Here is a 20,287-nt window from a genome sequence, read left to right as displayed (position 1 = left end):
CGTGTGACTAATTCGACCAGTTCTGCAATGCCGACGTTCCTCGACTGCACTTTTAGAGATGGTGGGTACTACAACTCTTGGGACTTCTCCCGAGAGCTCATCCTGGACTATCTGAACGCGCTGCCGGCGGCAGGTGTGGACGCGCTCGAGCTAGGCTTCCGCACGCTGAAGGACTCTGGGTACCAAGGTCCCTGTGCTTTCACCACCGATGACTTCCTTCGCAGCCTTCCGCTTCCCAGTTCAGTGATGATCGGAGTCATGGTCAACGGAGGCGAGCTGACCGGCAAGACCATGCCTCAGATCGACGCGCTTGAACGGCTGTTCCCCGTCACAGCGGAGGATTCACCCGTAGAGCTTGTCCGTGTTGCCTGCCATGTCCACGAGTTCGAAGCCGCCGTTCCCGCCACAGACTGGCTGAAAGAGCGCGGTTACAAGGTCGGCTTCAACCTCATGCAGGTCGCTGACCGCAGCGAAGAGGACATCAAGCGGCTCGCGCGCACCGCCGCTCAGTACCCGCTCGATGTCCTCTATTTTGCCGACAGCTTCGGCGGCATGTCCCCGGAGCAGACGGCCCAGATCATTCAGTGGATCCGAACTGAATGGTCCGGACCCATGGGCATTCACACCCACGACAACATGGGGCTGGCCCTCTCCAACTCGCTGCGCGCGATGGACGAGGGCGTCGAGTGGATCGATTCGACGGTCACCGGCATGGGCCGTGGGCCCGGCAATGCCCGCACCGAAGAGCTTGCCATTGAAATGGCCGCCCGGAGGGGCAAGAACCCGAACTTCGTGCCGCTGATGAACTTGCTTCGCGAGCACTTCAAGCCGATGCAGGCCCACTACGGATGGGGAACCAACCCGTTCTACTACCTGGCCGGCAAATACAGCATCCACCCGACCTACATCCAGTTCATGCTCAATGATGCGCGGTACGACGAGGAAGATGTGCTCTCCGTGATCGGGCACCTTCGCGTTGAAGGCGGCGCGAAGTTTGATGTCCAGACCATGGATGCAGCTCGGCAGTTCTATGGCGAGGACGCGAAGGGTAGCTGGAACCCCCAGAGCCTCTTCAAGGATCGCGACGTGCTGCTGCTCGGAACCGGCCCCGGCGTCGCTGACCACCAGCTCGCACTCGAGTCCTTCATCAAGGAGCACAAGCCGTTTGTCGTCGCGCTGAATACGCAGACCTCAGTCTCTTCCGAGCTCATCGATGTGCGGGTCGCTTCCCATCCCATCCGACTGCTGGCCGACGCCGAGGAGCATGTGCGTCTGCCTCAGCCGTTGATCGCGCCCTACTCGATGTTGCCGCAGGATGCGAAGGACGCGCTGGGGAACAAAGAAGTCTTGGACTTCGGGCTCCGCGTGCAGCCAGACACCTTCAGCTTCGGGGATACGCACTGCGTCGCGCCGACCTCGCTGGTGATGGCGTATGCCTTTGCTGTCATCGCCAGCGGCAAGGCAAAGAGTCTCCACCTCGCAGGATTCGACGGCTACCCCGGAGAAGATGCGCGTAATGAGGAGATGAACAGCGTGGTCCGCCGTTACACGGAGGAAGAGACTTCGGTGCAGCTGACCTCGATCACCCCTACCAAATACGATGTGGACGTCCAGAAGAGCGTCTACGGAATGATCCGATGAGCGAACGCGTCACCGCCTTCCTTCCGTGCCGGGCCGGCAGTCAGCGCGTCCCGCGCAAGAACATCAAGCCTTTCGCGGATGTTCAGCATGGACTGATCGAGATCAAGCTCAAGCAGCTCTTCTCTAGCGACCGTGTAGACGAAGTCGTCCTGTCCACCAACGATGAGGAAATCCTCACCTACGCACAGACCCTGGACAGCCCGAAGCTCCGAGTGCACCGGCGTGCCGAGGAGCTGTCCTCGAGCGCGACCAGCACCGACCAGCTGGTGGCCCACGCTCTGGAGCTGATCGGGGAGGGGCACATTCTGTGGACGCATGTCACCAGCCCGTTCATCACCGCTGCCCAGTACGACAAGATCATCGCTGCTTACCAGGAGCAGCTCGCCGCTGGCTATGACTCCTTGATGACGACCACCGAAATCCACGGTTTCCTCTGGCAGCGCGAACGTCCGATGAACTATGACCGGTCCGTGGAGAAATGGCCACGCACGCAGACGCTGGAACCTGTCCATGAGGTCAACAGTGGCGTGTTCCTCGCCCCGGCGCAGGTCTACCAGGAGCTCGATGACCGCATTGGCGAGCACCCGTACCTGTACTCCCTGGACAAGCTGGTCAGCCACGACATCGACTGGAACGCGGACTTCATCGTGGGGGAGACGCTCCTGCAGAAGGGCCTCGTGGAGCTGTGAGCTCACCGGTTGAGCTCTCGAAGTACCCGACGCTGGTCTTCGACTGTGACGGGGTGGTTCTCGACTCCAACAAGGTCAAGACCCAGGCCTTCTACCAGACCGCCCTGGCCTACGGTGAGGAAGCGGCGCAGCGGATGGTCGAATTCCACGTGGCCAATGGTGGGATCTCCCGCTACAAGAAGTTCGCGCTCTTCCTTGACGAAATGGTCGATGGTAGCCAAGGTCCGGGACTGGATTCTCTGCTGGAGACCTACGCTGGGCATGTTCGCACCGGTCTGATGGCATGCGAGATCGCCCCAGGCTTGGACGAGCTGCGCGAAGCCACCAAAGCGTCCCAGTGGCTGATCGTCTCTGGAGGAGACCAAGAAGAGATTCGCGAGATCTTCACGACTCGCGGCATCCACGAGCACTTCGATGGCGGCATCTTCGGCAGCCCGGACACGAAAGACGCCATCCTTGCCCGGGAACTGGAGCGAGAGAATATCTCCGGACCCGCGCTGTTCCTCGGCGACAGCACCTACGATTACAGGGCGTCCACTAAAGCTGGACTCGACTTCATCTTCATCTCCGGATGGACCGAAGTCCCCGGGTGGAAAGCGTGGTGCCAGCGGAACGACATCGCCAGCGTGGAGAGTCTGCAGACCCTCCTCTAGCGATCCGGCGAGTCTGGGTTTGATGGCATACTTGTCGCTGATCATGAACACTGAACCCGTCGTCGCCCCAGATCGGGGCGGCATCTCCGTCCCGGTAGTGCGCTTTGATTTCCCTGCAGAGCTGGTGTTCAGTGCCCAGCGGGGTGCGCTGCGCTACGCTGTCGCCCTTGACGACCGGGGCCGCCTGGACGCGTTGCTGCTGAACAAGGGCAGCCGCGCGCTCGTCGTCGTGTTTCACGGGGCCATGCTCAACGGACGTCATCACCTGCCCCGCTTCGAGTGGCTCCGCACGCTGGATGAACGCACTGAGTACTCCTGTCTGTTTTTGTCTGACCCCACACTCACGGTTGATTCCAAGCTGCTGCTCGCTTGGTATCTGGGGTGGGAGGGAGTGGAGCTTTATCCGTTGCTGGGGGAGGTCATCACTAAGGCGGCGGAGGCGGCCGGTGCCGACCAGATAGTCTTGGTCGGGTCTTCCGGAGGGGGTTTCGCCGCACTTCAAGTCGCCCCGCATCTTCCCGGAAGCCTGGCGATCTCCTTCAACGCTCAGACCGCGCTGAACAGGTATCACTGGAAGGCGCAGGCCAGCTACATTCGACGCATCATGCCTGCGCTCGAACAGCGAGACAGGTCTCGCCGAAAATGGCTGCTGGCGCTCGGCAGCCGCGTCTCCGCCATCACAACCTACTCAGAGCCGCGTCAGAACTACGCGCTGGTGGTGCAGAACGTCCGCGATGAACACCATTACGTGAAGCACTATCTGCCCTTCAGAGACTCCGTCCAGGGTGGCCCCAACGCGGAACGGGTCCGCTTCGAAGAGTACTCCGCGGCACCCTTTCACGAGCCCCCGGGCCGCGCCCGATTCGTGGACACGATTGACCGCGGTGTCACTATGCTCGAGGACTGGACCGCGTAGAGTGCTGCGGGACGAAACGCAGCTGGAGGGGCAGCAGAGGAGAGGGCGCATTTTGGACAGCACTGAGGACCTCTGGCGCGCCGGCATGATCCAGGGCTACATCTCCCGAGGAGCAGGGCGCATCGCTGAACTTGAGAGCACCGCCCTGCGTGGCGCCTCCGTCCACATGCGCGAGATCCTTGCCTCCGGCGCCTCCCACGGGACCATGGGATACGCAGAAACCGTGGGGAAGGTCCTTGAGGGCTCCGTCTCCAGCTACTCGCTGAGCGTGGATTGGCTCGCCCGGCTCGCAGGTGTCTGCGCCCTGCAGAACACCGAGCCCACCGATACCGAGTTTGCCACGGCCGCGCTGCAGCTGATCAACCACCGGCCCAGGGACTGGCCGACCAACAGGCGGCAGCTGCTCAAGCTTGAGGCCGAGCTGCTCTTCGAACAGGAGCGCTTCGCTGACCTGGAGCAGCTCTTTGCCGAGCACCCCGAGGTGCGCTCCTTCCACTTCGACTACCTGGTCACCGATTCCCGCAGCCCGTTCATCCGAGGCGGCGACGGGCTTTCAGTCCAGCGGTGGCAGGAACGGTTCAACCGGCAGTTCGACGACTATGACCTGGCTCCGGTCACGCTGCGCCCGGGAGACGGCATCCCGTTCAACCTGCTCACCTCCACACCAGACCCCGACGCACCGCGCGTGGGGGAGGGGCCCGCCGATCCGCTGGTCACCGTGATCATGACGGCGTTCCAGCCGCAGCGAGAGGACGTGCTCCAGTCAGCGCGCTCCATCCTGGAGCAGACCTGGCAGAACCTGGAGCTGCTCATCCTCGACGACGCCTCTCCGGCGGACTATGCGCCCATTCTCGATGAGCTCGAGGCCCTGGACCAGCGGGTCCGCGTCATCAGGCTCGCCACCAACGGCGGCACCTATGCCGCCCGCAACGTCGGAATCGCTCAGGCGCGAGGGGAGTACATCACCGGCCAGGACGCCGACGACTGGTCCCACCCCCAGCGGATCGAGAAACAGGTCAGCGACCTCCTGCGACACCCGGACCAGCCGGGCAACCAGGTCTACACGGTGAACATGACCGAGGATCTGGTGCGCATCCGCCGCGGCTACCTGCCCTATATCCCCAGCGCCCCCACCCTCATGGCGCCCACCCAGCTCCTCCGCGAACTCGGCGGCTATCTGCCCGCCCGCAAGGCAGCGGATAACGAGCTGCGGAACAGACTGGCCGCCTACGTCCGCAAACCCGTCGGGCTGATCAAAGAGCCGCTGATCTTTATGCGGATCCTCCCCGACTCACTCTCCCGCGCGGACTTCCGCCCCGGCTGGCAGCACCCTGCCCGGCGGGCGTTCTGGAGCGCTTATAAGACCTGGCACACCCGGGCCACACCGGAGCAACTGCGGCTCAGCACCGGAGAGGACGCTCCAGTCCACGTCCCGGCACGGTTCACCCAGCCTCCGCCACCTGGCCCCCGGTTGGACGTGGTGATCGCCGCCGACTGGTGCGAATACGGCCCCGAACAGATCAGCGCCCTCGAGGAGATCCACCATCTGCTGCAGGCCGGTCAGCGCGTCGGCGTGCTGCACCTGGACAACGCGCTGCACCTGGCCCGCTACGCCCGGACACACTGCGCCCCGATCGAGAAGCTCATCTCCACCGGTCAGGTCCAGCTGGTCCTTGCCGACGAAGACTTCCACGCGGTGGGGCTGCTGCTGGTGCGCAATCCCGAGCTCCTCCAATTCATGCCCGCCGGGTCCACGGCGTTCACCCCTGAGCAGGTGGTGGTGGCCGCAGAGGCGCCGCCCCGCGACGCCGAATCCAAGGTCAAGTACCTGCCGGAGGAGTGCGCCCGGCATGCAGAGGCTTATTTCGGACGCCGCGCCCAGTGGGTGCCGAGCACCGCGCGTGTCCGAACGGCCCTGAACAAGCTGCTGCCGGCCGAGGACATCAGCGCATTCAGCTACACCAGTCCCTTCGCTCCCGGCGCCGCGAGGAGGCGCCGCAGCCTCTCCTCCCGGCGCCCCGTGATCGGCCGCTGGGCCGGAGTCACCCGCGAAGACTGGCCCGCTCACGCCTCCGAGACGCTCGCACGCTGGCCTGCCGAGGAGAACACCGATGTCCGCCTCTATGGGGACCCTGCAGCCGCCCAGCGCGCTCTGAACGTCCGTCATCTGCCCGCCAATTGGGTGGCCTTCGAACCTGGAGAGGCATCCCGGGCAGGGTTCTACCGCGCCGTGGACTTCTTCGTGCACTACGCGCAGACTCCGCCCGATCACCCGGAGCGGGCCGTCTTGGAGGCGATGGCCAGTGGCGCCGTCGCGGTCCTCCCTCCGGCCTTCGAGCCGGTCTACGGACGCGCCGCACTCTATGCCCAGGCGGAGGACGTTCAGCCGCTGATTCGTCGCTACAGCGCCGACGAGCAGCTGTTTGCCGAACAGGCCGCACGCGGACTGGCCCTCGCCCGGAGGCACGAGTGGACCGCCTATGCAGACTTCATCGGCCAGCTGGCCGAGCAGACCATGACCACACCGGATCGGGAGACACTGGCCCTATGACTCGAGGACTCTCCAAAGAACAGCTCGGGCTGATCGCGCTCTACGGGGTCTCACTGGTGGTCACCCTGATCGCGGTGCTGATGCAGCTTTGGGTCTTCGCCGCCGTCGCCGGGATCGTTAGCTTCGGTCTGTTCTCGGCGCTGGTGATTCTGACCCTGGCGGCCATGACCCACACCTCTTCTGGGATTCGCGGGAGGCTCACCGACTTGGAGGCGAGCGTCAGGCCCGCGCGCACCACGGCGATGTTCCGGCGCATCGACGAGCGCACCATCCAGATCAACCGCACCCTCGACGCCACCGAAGCCCGACTGCGCACCAGCGAGGCACGCACGCTCGCCGGATTCGAAGACCACCGTCAGTACGTTGAAGACGAGATCGCCCGGCTGCGGGCAGAGTCAGCCGGCGAGGAGAGCGCTCAGCGGTAAGGCGCCCTGGCGCGACGGAGGCCGGCGGCACTCGGTTCGCTGGCTAGCGGGTCACCCGGGTTCTGCCGGTGCGGGTGGCCAGGAGCACGCCGAGGATGACCACGAGTGCCCCGATGATTTTTGCTGCAGTCAGCTCCGCGCCCAGCCACAGGACGGCTCCTGCCATAGTGGCCACCGGCAGAAAGTTCAGAAAGACAGATGCTCTGCCGGCGCCCAGACGTTGTACCGCGCGGTTGTAGAACAGCAGCGCCACCACGCTCGGGAAGACCCCCAGGTAGAGCAGTCCCGGCAGGTGCTCGGTCAACGTGAGCGTGGGAACACCGAGTATCATCCACTCGACTGCGACCAGTGGCGCCAGAATGACGGCCCCCAGCCCGGTCATGACGAGGACGACGCTGAAGCTGGGGAACAGGTGCAGGTACCGCGTCACCGCGATGGAGTACACCGCCCAGGAGATGATCGCCCCGATCATGATGCCGTCTCCCACGTTCCAGGAGAGTTCGCCGAGGCGCAGGAGCTGGCCATCGGTGATGACCCAGAGCGCGCCCAAGAGGGACAGCGCGACTCCCCACCACTGGACCGAGCGCAGTCTCTCCCGGAGCAGCAGCGCACTCAGCGCCAGAGTCAGCGCAGGAATCAGAGACTCCAGGACTGAGACGTTCGTGGAGGAGGTGAACCGCAGAGCCCCGTAGATGAACGTGTTGAAGAAGGCGACACCCGTGAGCGTCAGCAGCAGCAGGGGTTTCCACTGTTCACGGAACACTTCCCGTGCCCTCCAGGCGGCCTTGCCCGCTAGCGGTGCGAGGCAGAGAAAGGCGATGACCAGGCGGCAGAACGCGATGGTCAGTGGCGGAAGGCTGTTCAGCGATTCACCGACCAGGATGTTCCCCGCATAGAAGATCACGACCATGATCATCATCAGGTAGGGGAGCATGAGAGGGGTTCCTGGTTGCAGACTCAGGGCAAGCCGTCAGGCCGATCCGCGGACATCAGCTCGGACCTGTTCGGCAGCGGCGGTGAGCTTCGCGCCGTCTCCCGGGTCATCCTGTGAGGTCTGCTGCAGTGCCGTGAGCATGGTCTGGGCGCCCTCGGCGAGTCGGGAGCGCTGCGTCTGGGCGCCATAGAGCTCGGCCATGTTGCGGGCCTGCTGAGCCAGTTCCACAATGGCGGCGTCGTCGTTCTTGCGCAGCACCAGCATGGGCAGGTGCAGCTTCAGCAGTCGGTTCCAATAGTCGGCGCGCATCGTGCCAGCCCGGGTGCTGGTCCGGCCGCCCTGGCCGCGGCCGAGGGCCAGAATGCCGAAGCAGTCGTGGAGAAACTGGAGCTGCTTCTTCGCGGAGATCTCCGCGCGCGAGACGTTCACCCGTGCCGTGGCTGAGGCACTGGCAGTCCCAGACGCCGTCTCAGTTCCAGTCGCTGTCTCAGTTTCTGTCTCGGGAGCGTCCATGGTGAGGAAATAGCAGTCCACGTCCTCGACCATGGCGACGCGCTCGGCGTGCAGGAACGCGCTGATCATGAAGGGATGATCACTGGCGTAGATGAGCGACTCGTTGAACCGGTAGTCCAGGCTGCGAATGAACGCGGTGCGGAACAGCTTCTGCACATGCAGGCTGTTGAGCCAGCCGGAGTGGTAGTCCTTGCTCGAGGACGTCCCGCGAGGCTCCAGGACATTGGGCGCTGAGCGGTTCACCCCGACGTAGCGGCCGATTACGATGTCCGCCCGTTTCTTCGTCGCCGCCTGGGTCATCGTCTGCAGCGCCTCGGGGCCCAGATAGTCATCAGCGTCGACGAAGAACACAAACTGGCCGGTGGCCTCGTCCATGATGATGTTCCGGCCCTTGGACGGGCTGCCCGAGGCACCGTGCCGGTGAACGGTGAATGCTGCCCAGGGGCCGCTGTTTTCATGGCTGCGGGCGAGTGACACGGTCTTGTCCGTGGAGCCATCGTCCACGACGAGCACTTCGATGTGCTCGGCCCCCAGGGTCTGCGCCGCGATGCTCTCTAGGCAACGTGAGATCTTCTCCGCGTCGTTGTAGCTGGTGATCCCGACGGTGATCAGCGGCCCGTCGGCGTTGCGGGTGTACCGGGCCGGGGAGGGGCGAGGGCGCGGACGAAACACGTCGAGGACTCTCCTTTGACCTTGCCACAGCAGCCTTCTCACCTCTTGATCGAGTCCCATCCTGTAGTGGTCGTATGCCCCTCTGCGATTTCGTGCCAGCAGTCGAAGTGCTGCGCGAGGCGGGTGATGTCCATGAACATTGCTTGTTGAGCCTTCCATCGGAGGGCTCGTTCCAATGACAGTATCGTCACAGGGGCGCCAGATCTGACTCCGGAAATGATGGCACAGTTTAGAAACTCAGGTGTGCAAAGTACTGGACCCTTTTTCTCGGAGCGAGAGCCTCTGTGGATTCAGGACTCCCAGGTGGGATGAACTTGCCACGCGTCTGCCGGTGCGGAGCGGAGCGGTATCGACGCGGGAAGCGGCCGAGCTGCTTGTAAAGCGCCAAGACCCGCTTCTGGTGGCCAAGGCCGGGAAGTCCGCAGCCGGCGCGAAGTGGGCAAAACACTGTCAAGCTGTCGCTATAGGGGGCTAGCCGGTTCCCTCGCCGCTCTCACGATCCCCTTGTCCAGGCTGAGGCAGTCGTCTGAGAGTAGTGCTTCACGAGTGCTCTAAAACTCTTAGTATTTGAAATTGCTACTTCTTTAGTAGCTATTATCCAATCGATCTAGCGAATATCCTTCAGTTTGCGTTTTGCCTGTGATTTCGTTGTGTTGAGCAACCGTCCAGAAGGGGCGAAGGCTCGGACGTCGAAGAGGTCGGCGACCGTATCGGGAACGGAGAGTTATGAAGACGCTGTCTCGAGGAATTCCAGCACTCCTTGTTACGGGATCACTGATGGCGACCGGGGTCGCTGGTGCTGCCGCAAGTGTTCCATCCGTCGCGGAACAGGCTGCGGCTGATTTGGAGAACAGTCAGGTCCTGGACGCAACCTCACGCGAAGCTATCAATGAGGATCTCGCTGCCATGGGCCAAGAGGAGATCACTACGGATGCGCATGCTCTCGGCTTCAACGCTGCAGGCGATGCCGTTGTCGTCTTGGATGACGGCTCCGAAGTGGAGTTGGCCAGTGCCGAGTCCATGGAAGAAGAAGTGGCAGCGGCCTCCGCAGGGGAGGTCAGCGTCGGCTCCAGCGTTCAGGCCCAATCCAGCAGCAAGGGCGCATTGGGTGGTATCGCCTCGACCATCGCAGGATGCACAGGCGGCGTCATCGGTTTTGACGCCATCCTTTCCATCTTGGAAAAGCGAGTCTCGTACTGGGCTCTCGTGAAGTTCATCGGCGGTAAAATCGGGCCAGGCCTCGCTGTCAGCTGCATCGCAGGAGCTGGCGGTGCCCTGGCCGTTTACATGGGCTGGTAATAGGAGGTATCGATATGCGAGGCGGACTATTCGTACTGCTCTTCGCAGTTTTAGTGATCGCTGGGATGCTCACTGGCTCGGAGAACCTGGCCTTCGTGTTGTACATCAGCGCCGCTCTAGCTGCCATCGGTGCCACGGTGATGACCGCGAGTGGCCGCGAGGCACTGCGCCGGATTCGCCGCAATTTCACGCAGGGATGGTCTCTGCGCAGTTCTGAATAACGCTAGATTCGATCAGTCCAACGATGGTGGTCGTTCGCTTGGCAGGGTGAGCGACCACCATCGTTTTTCGATTTATTGAGTCTCGTTGGGCTTCTGGGAGAAGCCCAATAAAGAAGGCACGATCCTTGGCCCGAACAGCGAGGACTTTTATTCGTTCCAGATCGCCGGAGCGAGTGACGTACTCCTGAGCGTCGCTGGGTAGACTCGACGGCTGTGAGCATCTCAGAAAAGACCTCAGCAGACGCCGTCGGCCCGATCACCGTGGTCATCCCCGCCCGCGCTGGCAGCGAGCGGGTGCCGCAAAAGAACACCAAGCCCTTCGCAGAGATCCCCGGCGGGCTCCTGGAGCTGAAGCTGCAGCAGCTGGCCGTGGTGGAAGAGATCGACAAGATCATCGTCTCCTCCAACGATCCGCTGGTACTCAGCGTGACCGAGGAGTTCGCCAAGACTGCCGGCGGCAGCAGGTTCGTCCCGCTGGAGCGCCCGGACGAGCTCGGCCGGTCCTCCACCCCGATGAGTCAGTTCATTGACTACGTGGCCACCCTGGAATCCAGCGGCACCATGTGCATGACCCATGTGACCCACCCGTTCCTGCAGGCCGAGTACTTCCGGGAGCTCATCCGCGCCTGGCGCGAGGCGGCCGACGCCGGGCACGACAGCCTGCTCACCGTCACTAAATTGCAGACCTTCCTCTGGGATGAGAACGGGCCGTTCAACTACGACCCGACCACAGAGAAGTGGCCCCGCAGCCAGGACATCAAGCCGCTCTACGAGATCAACCACGGCGCCTACTTCATCCCGTTCGCACGTATGCGGGAGGTCGGTGACCGGGTCGGCACCAACCCGAAGATGTATGAGCTCCCGGAGAACGCCGTGCTGGACATCGACTGGCCCGAGCAGTTCCAGCTGCTCGAGGACATGGCGCTCGCCCGGACCCACCGCGGAGTGAGCCTGCTCTGAGGCTCTAGACCTCGAGGCCTCTATACGTCTGAGCCTCTAGGTCCCGCTGGCATCCGTGGACTTCTGGGCCCGGACCTGCCGGAGCTTCCGGTAGACCTTGCGGCCGACTCTCAGCAGTGCTGGCACCAGGGGAGCGGTCTTCACTCTCGCGCGGCGTCCTGCTGCCATGTGTGCTTCACACAGGTAGGTGTTGATGGCGCTGGCCTCACCGCTCTCCAGCAACGCGCTCTGCGCCTCGGCCAGTCGGAAGCCTCCGAGGCTGCCCCGGTTGTAGAGGAAGTGGGCGAAGCGCTGATAGGCCGTCAGACCGATCAGCGGGTAGGACGCGAGCACCTCATCCTCGGTGTCCTGCAGAGCCTTGCTCCAGCCCGTGAGCGGCTCCGCCTCCTCGCCGTTGAGCCGCTTCCGCGCCTCGAGGAACAGGTGATCGAACCGGGCAAGCATGTCGTCGCTGTACGTCACCGTTCCCCGAACCTCGGCCCCGGAGGAGAAGGTGAACTCACCGAAGTAGGGCCCGTCCACGGTGTCATAGAGGTCCACGCGGACAAACGGCGCGTCGGTCATCTTTGAGAGTTCAATGGCCCAGCGGGAAAGCATCACCGCGGAGCGCGGCACCACGGGCGCCCCCGGCTGGATGTCCTTGAGCCGGAGGAAGTAGTCGCGTCCCACCGAGAAGGGCTTCAAATCGCCGTCGAGCTTGACCATCCGGGGCGGCGAGGTGTTTCTGTCGATCTGGGCGACCATCGCAATTTGGCCCTGGAACACGTAGAACTTGTAATCGAAGGGCACCGTCCCCGGCTGTGCCCCATGGAGGAACTCCTCGACGATCCAGGCCGGGTCCTTCCGTGTGAACTTCGCGGCCACCGCCTGCTGCTTCTCCCGGATCTCTTCGAGAGTCCATTCACGCAGGGCCATATTGTCGAAATAGCGGTCCTCGCCGACCCGCTCGAGCAGCATGACTCCCTTGGCGGACCAGCCGTGCGCGAACTTCAGCGCCACCCGGTCCCCGAGCACCTCAGCGGTGATCTCCTCGGTGGAATGCAGGACGGCGTGCTGCGTGGGCAGACCGAGCCGGGCGCCGCCCAGGGTCTTGTGCTCCAGCAGGCTGTGCACATAGGTCTTATTGGACAGGTCCCGGCGGAGCTGGGTGCCACGCCGGCGGTACTCGGCGTTGGCGAACCTCAGAAAGGGCGACTCACGTGCGGATTTCTCGAGTGTCATAGGCGTCTTCCGGTTCTTTCCACATCGTCAAGAGTCAGCTCGACGAGCTGGCGGGCGGGGATCGGGAGCTGGCACCGGCGCTGGTGAGGACTCACCCCAGGTTACAGGGCTGACCCTTCGTGTCGCCTCGCATGTGGGCCTGTGCTGAGTAGACTCGCCTGCGATGCTGAAACCACTAGTCCTCGCCGCTGAATTCGGTCGACGTACCGTCGGCGCTGCCACCGCTGTCCCCGGCGTCGACCGCGCCTTGGCCCGGGCGGTCCTCGCGACCTCACGCGTCGCGCCCTCACAGCTGGAGACGGCCATGACGGGGGAGCGCTCCTCCCTCGGGGGCTTCCAGGACAAGGCCGCCACGGTGCTGTTGGAGGCCAACCCGCGCGGAGCCTCGGCGGTGTTGGATCGGCTGGACATCGCGACGGTGCAGGACGCGGACAAGCTGGAGCGCCTGGCCTTCCAGTACTTCAAGCTCAAGAAGTACGGCGCCGCGCTCGCCATGCGCCAGCGGGCCGTGCAGCTGGAGCCCGAGGTCGCGCTGCGCTGGGTCGCGCTGGCCCGGTCCCTGCTGCGCGCCACCGGCGGACACATCGTCCATGACCCGGTGGCCGGGCTGGTCGAGGGCCCCTTGCCGCGGACCGAGGAAGCCCGGGAGGCACTCGCGCGCGCCGAGCAGCTCGACCCGGAGAACCCCTTCGTCCTGCATGAACGCGGCGAGCTGGAATTCGAACACGGCGACGCCGCCGTCGGCCTGGATCTGATGGAGCGCGCCCTGCAGCGGCAGAACCGCGCCACCTGGTGGACGGACCTGGGAGCGGCCTACCGCAAGCCGCACATCGCCGACTACGACCGCTCGCTGGACGCCTATGAGAAGGCGCTGCAGCTCAAGCCCACCAGCCCCACCGCCTTCCGCGGCGTGATCATCATGGGCTGCCGTGCCGACCAGGACTGGCCGCGGCTCTGGCGCAGCGCGGAACTCTTCGAAGCGTCCCGGGGCCGCAACACCGCCGCGAAGCTGGACCTGGCGCGCACCCTGCGCGAGCTCTTCACCGCCGCTCCATCCGAGGCTGAGGTGGATGAGGCGCTTGCGGCCCTGGACGCCGCCCATGCCGTCGGCCTGCGGCTGTCGTGGCCGACCACCTCGCTGATCGTCTACCGGCTCCAGTTCCTGCAGCGGATGCGCAGCTCCTTCGCGCTGCGCCGCGACCTGGCCCAGCGGTCGGTGACCTGGCTGGGCACCAACTCTGCCGGGCACACGCGGCACCGGCAGAAGCTGCTCTCCGCGCTGATCTACCTCGGCCGTGAGGACGAGGCGCTCAAGCGCATCGAACCCATGCCCTGGACCCCGCACCAGGAGGTGGACCGCCAGCGGCTGCGCAAGATGGCCGCGGACACCCACCTGATCCGCGGCAACCTCACGCCCTACCAGGAGTACTCCGCGCAGCGCCGCGCCGAGCTGCCCCTGCCGGGAGAGACCCAGATGGAGACGCTCATCCGGGGCAAGCGAATCGCCGTCGTCGGCCCGGCCGATACCGGGGACCGGCTCGGGGAGCTGATCGACAGCTATGACGTCATCATCCGACCCCGGCTGATGACGGAGTTCGACGAGGAGCAGCGCGCCCGGCTGGGCAGTCGCACCGACATTGCCTACTTCTCCGGCCGCGACATCGACGACTTTCGCGAGGAGGCCTCAGCTGCGGTGGAGGCCGGCCGGCTGCAGATGGTGATCGGGCGTGGACTGAGCCGGGCCTCCGCCGGGGAGGATCTCCCGGACTGGCTGCGCTTCTACAGCCACGACTACTCGTTGGGCTTCCACGGCCCGCCCATGGGGATCGGGCGGATTCTCTACGACGTGCTGCAGTTCGATCCGGCGCAGGTCAGCCTCTTCAACATCGACTTCTTCAGCGGGCAGAAGGCCTTCGGCAAGGGCTACCGTCCGGCCAAGGATCAGCAGATGGGGCCGTACTCGATCGTCAACGAGGTGGTCCTCGCCCATGACCTCGCCTTCGAACACCGGCTCACCAAGGCCATGGCGGCCAGCGGGATCCTGGACGCCCACGGCGTGGCCGCCGAGGTGCTCGCCCTGACCGAGGAGCAGTACATCGCGCGCCTGGAGACCTCCTCGGCGCTGACCACCCGGACTGCCTGAGCCATGGCGCTGAGTCTGCATGGACTGCGGGTGAAGATCGCCGCAGCCGCGGTGATCAAATACGGCGCCCGCCGGGTGTCGGAGCTTCCCGGAGGTCAGCGTGCGGTGCACGGCGCCGCGGCCAGGATCCGGCCAGGGACGCAGGACGAGGAGTCCGGTTCCTACCGCGGTCTGCTGGCCCAGATGCTCAGTGATGCCGTCCACACCGACGACCACGGCGAGCACGGGCTGGTCTATGACCCGATCGCGGGACTGATCTCCGGCCGGGTCCGCTCGGCGGAGGAGCTGGCATTCGCGAAACGCCGCCACGCCGCAGACCCCTCCGACCCCACGATGCAATGGAGGCTGGGCCGCGCGCTTTTCGCCGCAGGGGAGACCACGCGCGGACTGGAGTTCATGGGCGCTGCCGTGACCGCGGACCCGACGCCTGCCAAGATGGTCGCCCTGGCGGCCGCCTATCGGAAGCCCTATATCGCCCGGTTCGAGGACGCACTTGAGCTCTACCAGCGGGCACTGGAGCTGAACCCGAATGATCTGCGCGCCGTGGAGGGCATCATCAACGCCGGCGCGCGCTCCACCTTCGACTGGCCGCTGATCTGGGCCGGCGCCGCGCAGCTGAAGCCCGGCCGGGGTCCGCTGGCCGAGGCGTCCTTCTGGGCCCAGGTGGAGCCGCTCTTCACCCAGGAGCCGACTCAGGAGTGCATCGCGGAGGCCGAGGCAGCGCTGGAGGCGGTGGCCGGCTCGGCACACCGGCTGCATCAGCTGCTGCTCGAAGTGTTGATCGTCCGGCTGCAGTTCCTGCGGCGTTTCCGCGTGGCGGCAGCTCTGCGGGACGCCATGGCGAGGAACCGGATCAAGGAGCTCGGCGGGATCCCGCTGGAGTCCCCGCTCTGGTTCAAGCACCTGTTGGGCGGCTACGCGCAGCTGGGGGAGCTGGCGAAGGCGACACGCGCCGCAGCCCGGCCGCCGGTGGACGCGGCGACTGACCTGAGCCGGCTCCAGCTCGCGAAGCTGCGCGCCGACGTCGCGCTGTTCTCCGGCGACGCGGGCCCGCTCCAGGCCCACGCCGCCGCGCGCCGGGCCGAGTTCCCGCTGCCCGGGGATGACGCCATGCTGGGCCTGGTGCAGGGGAAGCGCGTTGCCGTGGTCGGGCCCGCCGCCACCGAGGAGCATTGCGGCGAGCTCATCGACTCCTATGACGTGGTGGTGCGCACCCGAGCGCGTGGATCTGTCTCTGCGGAGGAGGCCCGGCGCAGCGGCACCCGCACCGATATTGCTTACTACAACGGCCGGGACCTCGGATCCATGTGGAGAGATGCAGCAGAGTCGGTGGCCGCAGGGTCCCTGAGGCTCGCGGTGGCGCGACCCTTCTACGCGACGCTCGTGGAGGAGCAGCCCGAGTGGCTGCGCTTCACCCGCAGCGAGTTCGGCCTCTACTTCCGTGGGACCTCGCTGGGGCTCCAGCGGATGGTCTATGACCTGCTCCAGTTCGCTCCGGCGGAGATCGCGCTGTTCGGCGCGGACTTCTACGCCGGGGAACGCAGCTACCCAGCCGGGTACCGCACGCACAGCGGCTTCGGCCCACATTCCCCGCTGAACGACATCGTGATGGTCCATGACCTGGTGTTCGAGCGACGGCTGATGCAGGCATTCTGCGCCACGGGCGTTCTGAACCCGCAGGGGGTCGCCGCGGAGGTGCTGGATCTGCCAGAGGCTGAGTACCTGGACCGACTCGAACGCAGCTCCGGGCTGCACTGACGAGCTCTGACTGAAAGTGACATGACACCGTGATTCGAATCCTGCTGGTCCGCCATGGCGAGACCGAGTGGAACAAGACCCACCGGCTCCAGGGACAATCCTCGATTGACCTCGCCGAATCCGGGCGGGCCCAGGCTCGCGCGGCAGGGCGCTACGTGCGCTCGCAGAACCCCGCCCGAGGGTACGTCTCCACGCTGGAGCGCACCGCGCAGACCTTCGCTGAGTTCGGCCTGGACTATGCCCCCGAGGTGATCGCGGAATTCGCGGAGCAGCACTTGGGGGAGTGGGAAGGCATGAAAACCGCCCAGGCGAAGGAGCAGTACCCGGAGCTGTACAAGGCGTGGAAATCCGGGGAAGGGACACCGCCCGGCGGGGAAGCCCCTGAGGCGCTGGTGGAGCGGATGAGCTCTGCCTTCTTCCACGTGGTGCGAGCCGCCGCAGACGCCCCGGCCACGCACTCAGCGGATGAGAAGTACCCGCTGCGCACCGCCGTCGTCGTCTCGCATGGGACCTCGATCAAGGCATTGCTGGAAGCGCTGGGATTGATCGACCGGACCCGGGTGATCTCGGTGACCGCCGGGGCCATCAGTGTGATCGATGTGCCGCTGCATGGCGGGCCGCTGAGCAGCTCGCTGCCCAAGGGTGGCCTGGATGAATCGCTGAGCTCGGAGCAGGAGGCTGAGGCGATCCGCGCGCTCACCGATGAACAGATCCGGGCCCATGCGAAGCTGCGGATGTTCAACCTCTCGCCCGAGGTGCTCGGCAGCCTGGCCTGACTCACTCGGACTTCTTTCCAGCCGGGTTTTCCCTGAGGGGTCCTCTCGGCGGCGCCGATCTAGTGCCGCCGATCTAGTGGCGGCGTGGAGGTGGGGGGAACCGGGTCTCGTCGTCGCGGATGGGGGCGAACCGAGCCGTCTCCTGACGCTGGTGCCCCTGTTCCTCCGCTTCGGCTTCGGCCTTGTATTGGATGGCTTCGAAGAGCAGATCCCGACGGATCTGACTGGTGGAGGTTCCCTCGGTGCGGGGCAGGTAGATCAGTTCGCAGTGATCACGCAGGTGTTCGAACCGTGGGGACCCTTCCCAGTCGCTGCCCATCACGACCACGTCGACGTCGAGGTCCTGGACGTCGTTGACCTTCTGCGACCAGCTGGTCTCCGGGACGACCATGTCCACGAACCGGATGGACTCCAGCATCATCTTGCGCACTTCATAGGAGTGATAGCTGGGCTTCTTGCCAGGCTTGAGCTCATTGAACTCATCGGTGCTCAGCGCCACTATCAGGTAGTCCCCGAGGTCCTTGGCGCGTTGGAGGAGGCGGATATGGCCCCAGTGCAGCAGGTCATAGGTGCCATAGGTCAGGACGCGGCGCATCGCTCAGCAGTCCTTCGCGGCGGGTAGGTCCACGATCAGAGCGAGACCATGCGGGAATCGTCCACGACGGTGACCTCAGCGGGGCGGCCCACGGCGTCGACCAGGAGGTCGCGGCGGATCTGCGAGGTGGAGAACCCTGGAGTCCGCGGCAGGAACACGACGTCGCAGAAGCGGCGCAGGTGCTCAAAGTGCTCGGAGCCCTTCCAGTTGTCACCCATCACCACGGTGTCGATGTGGAAGCGGCGGATGTCCTCGACCTTCTGTTCCCAGTTCTCCTCGGGGATGACCAGATCCACATAGCGGACGGCCTCGAGCATCGTCTTGCGGACTTCGAACTGGTGATAGCTGGGCCGGCGGGCACCCTTGGCGGTGTTGAACTCGTCGGTGCTGGCGCCGACGATCAGGTAGTCACCCTGCGCTCGTGCGCGCCGAAGCAGGTTGATATGACCCCAATGGAGGAGGTCAAAGGTGCCGTACGTGAGAATGCGCTTCATGATCGCGTCATTTCTCCTAACCTGTCAGCGCGCCGCCGAACGAATGTGGCCCGGGGCTGTTATACCCATCCTGCGCATAGTAACAAGCTCAGCGAAACACCAGGTTTCAAGAAGCACTTGAGGATCTTCGCGTGCAGGCCCGTGCGCTGAGCTGGTCCTCCGCCTTGGCTTGCGGGCCGAACCTCGACGTATGCTGGGGACGGTGAGCACCAACACCCCTGACCCAGATGATCTCGCAGCACTCGCCTCAGACCCCCGCACCGACTGGGAGATGCTGCACTGGATCGCCGAACACCATGCCCAGCTTCGCCCCGCCGTCGCGGCGAACCCGGGTGCCTACGCCGAGCTCGTTGAGGCCCTCGGTCAGCTCGGAGATCCCGCGATCGACGCCGCGATCGCGCAGCGTCCCGACGTCGCCTCGGGCCCCTTTGTTGCTTCCCCCGCAGAGACCGATCCGCTGCACCAGATGTGGGATCCCCGCACCGATGACATCCCGGTGCATCAGGAAGAGACCGCGAACCTCCCGGCACAGCCGGTGGCGGAACCGGTGGAGGAGCCGCTGGCTGAGCCGCATGAGCCAGAGATCCTCGGGGTGCCTGCTGCGGCCGCGAGCCCATCTGCTGCCTCAGCCTCTGCGCCCACACCTGAGCCGGCGTCTGAGCCGGAACCGGACTCCTATAACTACTCGGTGAACCCTGCGCCTGCCGATCACCCCACCCCGCCTCCGCTGGGGGAGTCTGCCGAGGCGCAGAGCTTCGAACCGCTGGGCAGCCGTCCCGCGCCAGCACCCGCTCCCCGTTATTCCGCGGCGCCAGCGGCCGCGGCTCCCGTGGCGTATCCCGCTGCGCAGTCGGCTGGGGCGGAGACCGGGGCTTACCCCGCTGCGCGGTATGAGGCTGCGCCTGAGCAGCAGTCACGGCCCAAGCGCAAGGGCTCCGGAGCCAAGATCCTCGCCGGGGTAGCGCTGGCACTGGTCGCCATCCTCGGGATCGGTGCGCTGCTGTTCACCACTCTCGGCGACGAGCACGAGCCGGTCGCCGAGCCCGCGCCCATCGCTTCCGAAGAATCGACTTCCGAAGAGGAGCCGTCTGGAGAAGCCTCCGCCGAGGAAGAGCCCTCCGAGGAGCCCACTGCGGAAGAGGGGCCCTCTGAGGAGGCGCTCGCTGAGGCGCGGACCTCTGTGTCCACGCTCGCGGCAGACTCTACGTGCGAGTCGGAGTCCGAGGATGCCTCGCGCGTCACCGACTTCCTCGCCCTGGGCGCCGAGGGTGATGCGCTCACCGGCGAGGACGCCACCATGATGGAAGAGACCTTCGCGGACCTGCAGTCCGAATGCTCCAGCGTCTACGCCGCCACCGTGTTCCAGGGTGCGCGCAACGGCGCGGACTCCTCCGCCGCCACCGAGACCATGGACTCAGTGGGCACGGATTGGGTCAACCGCTCGATCTCCATCTCCGGTGCGGCGACCATGTCTTCGTTCGTCACGCCGGACGGGAACATCGCCTGCGAGTTCGGTGACGGTCTGCGCTGCACCGCCTATGAGCACGAATACGTGGCCCCTGAAGGCTGTGACGAGGGCACCACCTACCTGATGCAGGTGGACGCTGCCGCGGCGCTGGACTGCGGGAACCCGGTTGATGATGAGGGCAACGAGACCCTCGGCATCGATCAGGCGGCCACCGACGGCTTCATGGCCTGCGTCTCCCTGGATGACCGCGTCTCCTGCTACAACGCCCTCACCGGAAACGGCTTCGAGATCTCCGAGCGCGGGCATTACCCGACCACGTAGACCGGCCTCGGCTCAGGCCGCCGTGCCCGGCTGGAGT

17 protein-coding genes and 1 pseudogene are annotated in these 20,287 nt (G+C 65.1%); 13 read left to right on the top strand and 5 right to left on the bottom strand.

Annotation, left to right across the window (positions count from 1 at the left end):
• Positions 1-3 precede the first annotated feature (3 nt).
• Genes IY716_RS10710 through IY716_RS10685 form a run of 6 tightly spaced genes read left to right on the top strand, consistent with a single transcriptional unit; the run spans position 4 to position 6,875 of the window.
• Positions 4-1,641: an aldolase catalytic domain-containing protein gene (locus IY716_RS10710; RefSeq protein WP_218221701.1), complete on the top strand. Its 1,638-nt coding sequence runs from the start codon at positions 4-6 to the stop codon at positions 1,639-1,641.
• Positions 1,638-2,330, top strand: a complete 693-nt coding sequence (locus tag IY716_RS10705; protein ID WP_218221700.1) for a cytidylyltransferase domain-containing protein — start codon at positions 1,638-1,640, stop codon at positions 2,328-2,330. Before IY716_RS10710 ends, IY716_RS10705 begins: the two co-directional genes overlap by 4 nt.
• Entirely contained in the window at positions 2,327-2,983 is a 657-nt protein-coding gene (locus IY716_RS10700; protein WP_218221699.1) for an HAD family hydrolase, read from the top strand. Before IY716_RS10705 ends, IY716_RS10700 begins: the two co-directional genes overlap by 4 nt.
• Before the next feature lie 43 nt (positions 2,984-3,026).
• On the top strand, positions 3,027-3,899 hold the full coding sequence (locus tag IY716_RS10695; protein ID WP_218221698.1) for a hypothetical protein: 873 nt from the start codon (positions 3,027-3,029) through the stop codon (positions 3,897-3,899).
• A gap of 52 nt (positions 3,900-3,951) precedes the next feature.
• Positions 3,952-6,450: a glycosyltransferase family 2 protein gene (locus tag IY716_RS10690; protein WP_218221697.1), complete on the top strand. Its 2,499-nt coding sequence runs from the start codon at positions 3,952-3,954 to the stop codon at positions 6,448-6,450.
• Positions 6,447-6,875, top strand: coding sequence for a hypothetical protein (locus IY716_RS10685; protein ID WP_218221696.1), 429 nt, complete (start codon positions 6,447-6,449; stop codon positions 6,873-6,875). Before IY716_RS10690 ends, IY716_RS10685 begins: the two co-directional genes overlap by 4 nt.
• 43 nt (positions 6,876-6,918) lie before the next feature.
• Here IY716_RS10685 and IY716_RS10680 read toward each other — a convergent pair whose 3' ends face one another.
• On the bottom strand, positions 6,919-7,809 hold the full coding sequence (locus IY716_RS10680; RefSeq protein ID WP_218221695.1) for a DMT family transporter: 891 nt from the start codon (positions 7,807-7,809) through the stop codon (positions 6,919-6,921).
• A 36-nt stretch (positions 7,810-7,845) separates the two neighbouring features.
• Entirely contained in the window at positions 7,846-8,994 is a 1,149-nt protein-coding gene (locus tag IY716_RS10675; protein ID WP_218221694.1) for a glycosyltransferase family A protein, read from the bottom strand.
• Between the two features lie 726 nt (positions 8,995-9,720).
• On the opposite strand from IY716_RS10675, the gene IY716_RS10670 reads away from it, so the two are divergent.
• The 3 genes from IY716_RS10670 (at position 9,721) to IY716_RS10660 (ending at position 11,474) form a co-directional block, all read left to right on the top strand.
• Entirely contained in the window at positions 9,721-10,293 is a 573-nt protein-coding gene (locus IY716_RS10670; protein ID WP_218221693.1) for a hypothetical protein, read from the top strand.
• A gap of 14 nt (positions 10,294-10,307) precedes the next feature.
• The gene (locus IY716_RS10665) at positions 10,308-10,514 is read left to right on the top strand and encodes a hypothetical protein (protein ID WP_218221692.1); all 207 of its coding nucleotides are present in this window, start codon (positions 10,308-10,310) and stop codon (positions 10,512-10,514) included.
• A gap of 213 nt (positions 10,515-10,727) precedes the next feature.
• Positions 10,728-11,474: an acylneuraminate cytidylyltransferase family protein gene (locus IY716_RS10660; RefSeq protein ID WP_218221691.1), complete on the top strand. Its 747-nt coding sequence runs from the start codon at positions 10,728-10,730 to the stop codon at positions 11,472-11,474.
• Between the two features lie 36 nt (positions 11,475-11,510).
• Here IY716_RS10660 and IY716_RS10655 read toward each other — a convergent pair whose 3' ends face one another.
• On the bottom strand, positions 11,511-12,695 hold the full coding sequence (locus tag IY716_RS10655) for an ATP-grasp fold amidoligase family protein (RefSeq protein ID WP_218221690.1): 1,185 nt from the start codon (positions 12,693-12,695) through the stop codon (positions 11,511-11,513).
• 163 nt (positions 12,696-12,858) lie between these two features.
• Here IY716_RS10655 and IY716_RS10650 point away from each other — a divergent pair, with 163 nt between their 5' ends.
• The 3 genes from IY716_RS10650 to IY716_RS10640 are packed head-to-tail and all read left to right on the top strand — an operon-like array spanning position 12,859 to position 17,372.
• Positions 12,859-14,838: a tetratricopeptide repeat protein gene (locus tag IY716_RS10650; protein ID WP_218221689.1), complete on the top strand. Its 1,980-nt coding sequence runs from the start codon at positions 12,859-12,861 to the stop codon at positions 14,836-14,838.
• Between the two features lie 3 nt (positions 14,839-14,841).
• Positions 14,842-16,596 (top strand): tetratricopeptide repeat protein, encoded by a 1,755-nt coding sequence (locus IY716_RS10645; protein ID WP_218221688.1) that lies wholly within the window; start codon positions 14,842-14,844, stop codon positions 16,594-16,596.
• Positions 16,597-16,625: 29 nt separating this feature from the next.
• The gene (locus IY716_RS10640) at positions 16,626-17,372 is read left to right on the top strand and encodes a histidine phosphatase family protein (RefSeq protein WP_218221687.1); all 747 of its coding nucleotides are present in this window, start codon (positions 16,626-16,628) and stop codon (positions 17,370-17,372) included.
• 205 nt (positions 17,373-17,577) lie between these two features.
• On the opposite strand, the pseudogene tagD (IY716_RS10635) reads toward IY716_RS10640, so the two are convergent.
• Both tagD (IY716_RS10635) and tagD (IY716_RS10630) read right to left on the bottom strand, forming a co-directional pair.
• Positions 17,578-17,967 (bottom strand): annotated as a pseudogene (gene tagD / locus IY716_RS10635) (glycerol-3-phosphate cytidylyltransferase); the annotation flags it as partial.
• A gap of 35 nt (positions 17,968-18,002) precedes the next feature.
• Positions 18,003-18,461 (bottom strand): glycerol-3-phosphate cytidylyltransferase, encoded by a 459-nt coding sequence (gene tagD, locus IY716_RS10630; protein WP_218221685.1) that lies wholly within the window; start codon positions 18,459-18,461, stop codon positions 18,003-18,005.
• Between the two features lie 202 nt (positions 18,462-18,663).
• Between tagD (IY716_RS10630) and IY716_RS10625 the strand changes: the two genes are divergently transcribed.
• Positions 18,664-20,250, top strand: a complete 1,587-nt coding sequence (locus tag IY716_RS10625) for a hypothetical protein (protein WP_218221684.1) — start codon at positions 18,664-18,666, stop codon at positions 20,248-20,250.
• The last annotated feature ends 37 nt before the right edge of the window (positions 20,251-20,287 follow it).

Origin of the sequence: Nesterenkonia sp. Act20, assembly GCF_019173455.1 — a bacterium.
In the GTDB taxonomy this organism is placed as follows: Bacteria; Actinomycetota; Actinomycetes; order Actinomycetales; family Micrococcaceae; genus Nesterenkonia.
This window is presented reverse-complemented; position numbering and strand designations above follow the sequence as displayed.